The organism is Paenibacillus sp. P46E (genome assembly GCF_001909095.1).
GTDB classification, from domain to species: Bacteria; Bacillota; Bacilli; order Paenibacillales; family Paenibacillaceae; genus Paenibacillus_AQ; species Paenibacillus_AQ helianthi.
The window spans coordinates 64,589-72,319 of the sequence record NZ_LVYZ01000088.1 but is presented as its reverse complement, the minus strand read 5'-3'; the positions used below and the strand labels follow the sequence as shown (position 1 = coordinate 72,319).

At 53.7% G+C, this 7,731-nt stretch carries 1 protein-coding gene; it reads right to left on the bottom strand.

The features are described from left to right. Positions 1-22: 22 nt before the first annotated feature. Positions 23-7,708 (bottom strand): S-layer homology domain-containing protein, encoded by a 7,686-nt coding sequence (locus tag A3849_RS29325; protein WP_074114604.1) that lies wholly within the window; start codon positions 7,706-7,708, stop codon positions 23-25. Between the last annotated feature and the right edge of the window lie 23 nt (positions 7,709-7,731).

Here is a 7,731-nt window from a genome sequence, read left to right as displayed (position 1 = left end):
TGAATTTCCACTTCCTCGCTACTTACGGAGTGCCCACCGGTTCTAGATCACCAAGGCGGATCGCAAGGGCTGCAGCCTGTGCACGGGTGAGTACACCCTCAGGGAGAAGGTATCCATCCTGCCCCGAGATCAGCTTCTGCATGATACACAGGACAACCGCCTCCCTCGCCCAATCCGGGATTGCTTCTGCATCCTTGAACTTCGCCAGGATGGCGTCGGCTTCCGATTTTGTGACCTGTTTGTCCACTCCCAGCAGCTTCACCGCCCGTCCTGCCATTACCATCGCTGACAAACGGGTAATTTCCTCATTCGGACGGAATGTGCCGTCCTTGTAGCCGGTGGCTAATCCGTTCTTGACGGCAATGGACAATGTGCGGCTGTACCAGCTGTCCGTCTTCACATCAGAGAAGGACACCTGCTCCTGCTGATTCATCAGCCCCAGAACCCGGAGCAGCACTGCCGGGTACTCGGCCCGGGTAATGCGGTTGTTCGGCTCGAACTTCTTATCGGAACGGCCTTGCATGTACAGCTTGGCCGCCGCCTCCAGTATCGTTGTCTTGGCCCAATGGGTATCATTCACATCGGTGAATGCCGGTTTCTTGCTGATAAAACCAATGGTTCCGTTGCCTGTCAAATTCAGATCGACATATGCCTTGTTGCTGACAACATCCAGCGACCATGGTACCGTAGTCCAGCTGCCTCTACTGTCCTTCAGCACAACCGCTGTAATATCTCTTGCGGCAATTGTATCTGGCACAGCCACCTTCGCCGTGACTGAACGGTTCTTGTAAATGCCTGCTTCCTGTACATCAAAAGTAACTCCATCTCCATCGCCCAGCAGCGTAGCGCCAAGTGTCTTTGCTATTTGTGCGAGCTCTGACTTCCGGCTACTGCTGTTCTTGTCGATGCTGATTTTCAGATCCTCTCCTGTTGCTGTTGCTGCACCGGCAGGGAAAGTCAGCTCCGCATAAGGCAGTACAATGTGAATCCTTTGGCTTAGACCCGCTGCCTGCGACAACACCTTACGGTCAATGGCGAATTCATATCCGCTCACGACCGCATCCTTGCCTTCGATCAGCAAGATCTTGGAAGAGGTGTCGCCCACCGCTCCGGCGCCGGTGATTCTGGCCGCCAGACGGCCATTCTGCATTTCTGCCAGAACTGCGTTGCCGCCGACAAGAACGCCGGAATCTTTGCCGGTTCCTGCACTGCCTGCACCCGCACCGCCGGCACCGCCGCCCGTACCGCCACCAGTGCTGCTGCCACCTGTGTTGCCACCGCCTGTGCCGCTTCCGCTGTCACTCCACAGCACCGCCGGCATGAGCGCCGATACCGCCAGCGCCTGCTTGCCGCCGTCAGGACGCTTAGCTACTGCTATCCGGTCGCCACTGGCGGCCGGAAGAATACCGTCAGCCGGAAGAACCTTCCAGCCGCTTACATCATCCTTGTAGCGCGGAACTGTTGTAACGCTGTCGCCTACAGGGTATATCTTGTAGACCAGCTTAGCGTCGTTCAGGTCTCCTGCTGACAATACATTGATCTTCGTTGCTGCCCCATTGCCGGAAACTGCAGAGGTATACGCCTTGATGTCGGTAACTACGTTCACAACAGTCATTCCCTGAAGCGAAGCGTTTTCCGACAGTTTGTATTCTGCAGACACGATTGATGCGCCTTCAGCCACTCCCTTGACCTTACCGTCCTCGGAGACCTCGGCAGCATCTCCTGTGTACAAGGAATAAGTCAGCTTGGCCAAGTCGCTCTCGGCAACCGGCACTTCCTTGTACTTGGCTTTGCCGCTGGCATCCTTGCCATCGGGGATCCGCAGGAAGGCTTCCAGCTGCCGTTCATCCTTAACGCCAAGGGTACCCACTGTTCGCAGCACCAGGCCAACCGGCAGCTGATACCCTCCATTGGTCAGTACAACCGAGGCACTGTTGGTGTTGCCAACATGGTCTACAGCCTCAAACGTCAAATTCAGCGTGGGCTCCGTACCGGCCGCAGTGACTTCACCGTCAAAGTGACCATTTGTGCCAACGGTTACCGGCTGACCGTTCACTTTCAGCACAGCATCGTTACTCGTCCGTCCGGATACCTTAATCTTGCCTCCCGAAGTCCTGGCCCCTGGAAGCGGAGAATCAATATAGAGAACCGGATTTATTATGTCCACGGTCAGATATAGCATTGTAATTGTGAAATCTCCGGTTGTTTTGTTTCTTGTTCGCAGCTCAACCGCATAAGTACCGTCTGTTGTAAAAGAAGTGAAATTCAGCGTCCCGCTGCTTCCGTCCGAGCCGTCTGTAAGCTCTGTTTGGCCCAGTGACTTGCCGTCATAAATCGCCTCGACCTCCACATTGCGCTGATTGGAAACAACGCGAATACTCTGCTTCGCAGCGCTGCTGCTCAGCACCTCTGCATAAGCGGCGGTTGCCTTTCCTACATGGGTTGAATCTGTACCCTGAATGGACAAAGCAGGCTTCGCCGGAACCGGCAGGAGCGTGCTAGCCGTATCCACCCGCTTGGCGAAATGCCAATTCTCATTTTTGTCCGCAGCCTTATCGGGCTTCACTGCCGAGGATACGCCCACGACGTATTTCTCCCCAACCTTCAGCCCCTTGTAGCTCAGCGTATCACCAGCAAACGCCTTGCCTTCTAGACTGGAATGATCCACCTGGCTCGAAGTAGAGGCTGGTGTCCAGCCGCCAAGCCGGATGCCTTCATATTTGCCGCTTTGTTTATTCAAGTATGGCTGTAATTCCTCCTCAGTGAACTGCAGTGAGCTGAAATTCTCGTACTCCGCAAGCTTTCCGTTCGCCTGCTGAAGCACTTCTATGCTGTAGCTATGCTCATAGCTGGTCTGAGCTGTTTTTTTCTCCTCCGGTTTGAAGGACAGCTCAAAATATCCGTTGCCCGCAGGCTTCACCGCTACGTCGCTTACCTCCGCCGGAGCCAGAGGGTCAACCAGCGTGAACTTGTTTGCGCTCGTCTTCGTCCCGAAGCTCGTGGACGATTTCAGCTCCGCGCGCAGATAATAGTCACCCTGGGCCATCAGGCCCCGGATGTCCTCCGTTGCTCCAAGCAGGGATACCTGGGTAGCATCGATCAAGACGCTGCCGGAAGTGAGACTGCCGGATACGCTGCCGCCCTGGTCTACTTTCAGATCCTTGGCAATCAGTACGCCTGCATCTCCTGGCGCCTGAACCGCTCCGTCAGCGGAAGCAGCCGGCAGTACCGGATCTTTGGTCAAATATAGGCTGACCGTATCGTCAGACTTGGCATTGGACACGTTCCAGGAGGCTGTGAAGGCGTTCGCGTTCCCACTGTCCTGATCCAATCTGACCTCATCCAGCTTGGACACCTCAGGAATGTTGAACAACCGTGTGTCCACCGTCTGATCCGCGCGCAGCTTCCAGGTCCCGCTGCCGGCCCGGCTGGACGGTATGGCAATATACGCCTTGCGGATCGTTTCGTTCTGCCCGGCAATGACCTGGGTAAAGGCATTGGCACTCGGATCATTGACTTTGCGCTCATCGTATACAACTTTGTACTCGCGGTTGTTGTTGTCCATTAGTGCAAGCTGCGGCACAGAATTGCCGTAATACTGCACTTCCAGGATCGCATTCCCGGTTACCTTCGACATCGGGATTTCATGAAGCTTGCCTTCTTCAGAAACCTTGATGCCGCCGATGCCCACATCCAGCGATCCATTGTCCATGAGGCTCACACCGTCCGCAACACTGTGATATTCAATTTCATGTTGCACATCTTCCTTCGTGACCCATGAAGTGGCCACCGCTTCTGCACCCTGGCCGAACACGACCAGCTTAGGCCCGGTTTCCGGATCCTGAACCTGCAGATACAGCAGTCCATCCGGAAGCTTCTCACCTGAGGTGCCAAATTCAATATCACCGTCGAAATAATAGGTCACACCCAGACTGATGAACAAAATAGCGAAGCTGCCCCACATCTTGTCATTGTTGACCCCCAGTGATACACCTGCCAGCGGCATTCCGCCAACCATCGGCACATCAGAAGGGACCTGGAGCTTTGCGCTCAGGAAGCCTTCAAAATCAATCCGGTTCTTGATCAGATTCTGGCCGACGAACAAGGACGCCTTGCCGATAATGACATCCCAGCCCAGAACGTCCACTGTTGCCGAGGCGCTGACGAACCATGGCGTCATCCATTGGGCGGCAATCTTGGCTTCAGTCAGCATGGTCAGTTTATCGGATTCAGGAGACGGGCTATAATCCATTTTTCCCACCAGCTTAATTCCCGATTTCTTCAGCGTCATATCAATGCTGCCGTAGAAGGTTGCCGGCTGGACACCGAAGGTGATGTCTGCACCGGCCTCCAGTGTCAGCGGCACATCGCCCTCTCCGGCAATCGTATCTGCCAGTTCGCGGATCGCGCCGCGGATGCCGGTCAGATAGGTAGCGCCGGTAATCAGTACGCCCGGATCGCCCAGCTCGGCTTTAAAGCCGATGGCATCCGGCAAGATACGCTTGTCCGCAACCTGCTTGAAGGCAAGCTCCACTCCTACACCCACGCTGCTCACGGTTGCATCGAACTTCAGGCCATAGGTATTGGACACATCCTCTACTTCCTGCACATAATGGACAATTGAGATTTCACCCGACGGTTTGCCGCCGTCCTCCTCGTCGCCCTCCTTCGATTTGGAGATCAATCCAATACTCTCGTTCAGATCGAATTTGAGCTTGGCGTCAATGCCGACAAAGCCTTTGTCATTAAAAATCACATTGTTAATCTCCGACTCAACAATCTTCATATTGACGTTACCTCCGAACGAGATGCCACCCGGACGGAGAATATAATCGTTAAACTTCAATCCGAAGCCGTTAACCGAGAAGCTTGGTGCCGCGAACAGGCTGCGCTGGTTGAAATAAACATCCGGAATCATCAGCTGACGCAGCGGATTGAGGCGCTCACCCACAGCTCCGGTAGCCCAGGTTAGTGCTCCGTTAAGCGAACTGTCCTCCGCGCCGCCTCCCTGATCCTCCTTCTTTTGCTCCTCCTGTTCATCCGGCTCTTCTTCACCGTCATCGCCGTCTTCTTCCTCTTCCTGCTTCGTCAGTGATTTACTGAAGCCGTTGAAGAAATCAAGCGTCCATTCGCCGTCAAAGAAAACAAAACCGCTGCCCGCCACGCTCAGCGTGCCTTCACCTTTTACACTTAACGTATCGAACAATGGCGTATCGTCTGTATTAATCGCCTTTTTAATACTGAGCACATCGAGCTTCCCACTGGCGAACACCATGTCCTTTCCGGTATAGGCCACAGCATTGTTTATGATCGCCGGCTCACTCTTGGTGTCCACCACGTACTCGGCGTCAGTGCCGCTGCCAATCTGGTTAATCATCCCGCGAATCTCCAGCAGCACCTCATCGCCGGGCTCTTCTTCCTCGTCGCTGCCAGTGCCGCTATCCTCTTCAGCCAGGCTCTCTTTGTATTCCTCGAGTTCATCTTCACTCTCAAAAGCTTGCAGATGATAGGCGGGAACCTCCTCCGCCTGCATGAGATACTCTCCGCCGAATTCAGGGTCCGTTACTTTGGCACTGAGAACCATCGCATTCATGGCGGTAGTATAGGCTGTCTTCATTCCCGCATATCCAGCCTGGCCGGGGAAGGTGTACCCCGGGAACGCCTCTTCGTAAGCCTCCTGCAGCTCGCTCTTGTTGCTGCTGTTATACGGAGTTGTAAAGTCGAAGCTTCTCTTGACTACTGCCAGAATGCTTGCCTTTTTGATCCGGGCCTCTTCGTTGTCGCTGACCACAAACCGTTGGGAGGTGGTCAGATCATACAGACCTCCGGTTTCCCCCGAATCCTTGTAGTCAATCTCCACCTGATATTCTCCCAAAGGCAGATTTGGCCCCAGATCCTTACGTTCCCGGCCGTCTTCATCCTTTAGGATGTTGCCAGCTTTATCGACCAGATCACCGGTTCGGTAGGTAATCCGCATATCGCCCACCTGGCCGTCATTGGCAGGCTGCAGAATGACCGCTTCTTTTACCGGTACCTTGTAGCGGTTGCCTGTAGCGACTTCTCTGAAATAGAGGTCGAAATTGGGGTCTGTCGCCGCGCTTCCGGTATTGTACGCCTCGATGTTGGACAGATTGAGGGTAATGTACTTCACATCCGAGGTGTACACCTCCTCTGGAGACATCGCGTATACATAGGTCGAGGTAGCCGTGCCGACAGGAGGCAACAATACAAAATTAGCCTTGCTCGACTTATACTGGGCCTTAACCGTCTCATCCTGGATGTTTTCCAGCTTAGCCTCAGTTTCGGGACTACTGACGTTCAGCAAATATTCCGGCGTTGTCGGCCAAGCTTTACCGGTAGCTATGACCTTGAAGGAAGCTGTTACAGTTTCACCTGGCTTGAATTTCGGCTGGATCCCCTGCTCCGCCTCCTCCGGTGTGGCATCCTTGCGGAATATCGCAGTCTGCGAGTTGCCCGACCTTGTCATGATTTTTCCGTTCGCATCCCGTTTGATCTTCCCGTCTGTATCCAAATCAACGAATTTAAGTGCGTTGTCCAGCTGAAGACTGACGCTAATACTGGATTGCTCCGTGGCATATGCCTCCAGATTTTCCACCTCGGCAGTGATATCAAAGACGCCATCATTCTCATATCCGCTGCCATCCTCCAGTGTCGCCAGCTGGTTCACAGGATCGATATAGCGGATGGAGAACGCCTTGTCCGGCTGCACAATTTCTCCCAGCCCGTATACCGTTTCATAGCTGTGTACGGCACCTGCCGCAATAGCATCAGGATTCCAGTACAAGGCAACAGCCGAATCCGCTGTCCCGTAATCATTGGTGTCCGCCGTGAAGTCGAGGTTCGGATTAACCTCATAATCCCACTTCGTATTGGCCATTTTGCTCCAGTGGCCCACAACCATTTCATCGACAATATTGATGTCGTTCTCCGAAAAATTATTGAAGCCATAGGCCACAGCATGGGTCGCCAGCGGGTCCGTGCTGTCATACTTATCCTTCATAACCCAATAGGCAGGCAGCGTATAGAGCGCCTTCTCATCGTCGCCGATGCCGGGAGGAAGCTTATCCGCATCCACCAGCCTCCGCTCAACTTGCAAAGGGGTCTTGTAGACCTTACCTACTTGAAAGGCCGGACCATCATTGCTGCCGACCATGGTGTCCAGCAGAATACGCGAGCCCACCTCGACGGTGGATTTCGTATTATTCACAACCAGATAGCTGACATTCACATTGCCGGCGTTCATCACATCGGAAGTGTTCATATACAGCTTGATAATCTGCTTGATCTGGATGCCCTTAATCGTCCATACCGTCTCAATCTGCTTGGTTCCGTCGGTATTCTGGACAATCCGGGGCATTGTAATCTCGGAAAATAAATCTGCGCCGAACTTATAAGGGTTACCGAAAATATAATCCGTCCCGTCAATGCGGAAGGTCGTAAATGAAGTCTCTGGATCATCGCCCCTGAACATCATGTTAATATTCTGGTCTTTCTTGCGGATCGGCTGCCCTTCCACCGTGCGGATGGCAAATCGGCCCGTATCATTATTAACCGTTACTTTCACGAGACTGTTGCTCAGAACCGTTGTGTCCTTCTTGCCGATCTCACCGGCCAGTGCCGAGACGGGAGAACCGAAGGCAAGGAGTAACACCAGTAGAACCGTGATTGTCTGCTTTAATCCTCTCATTCAATCTTAACTCCTTCATTCTA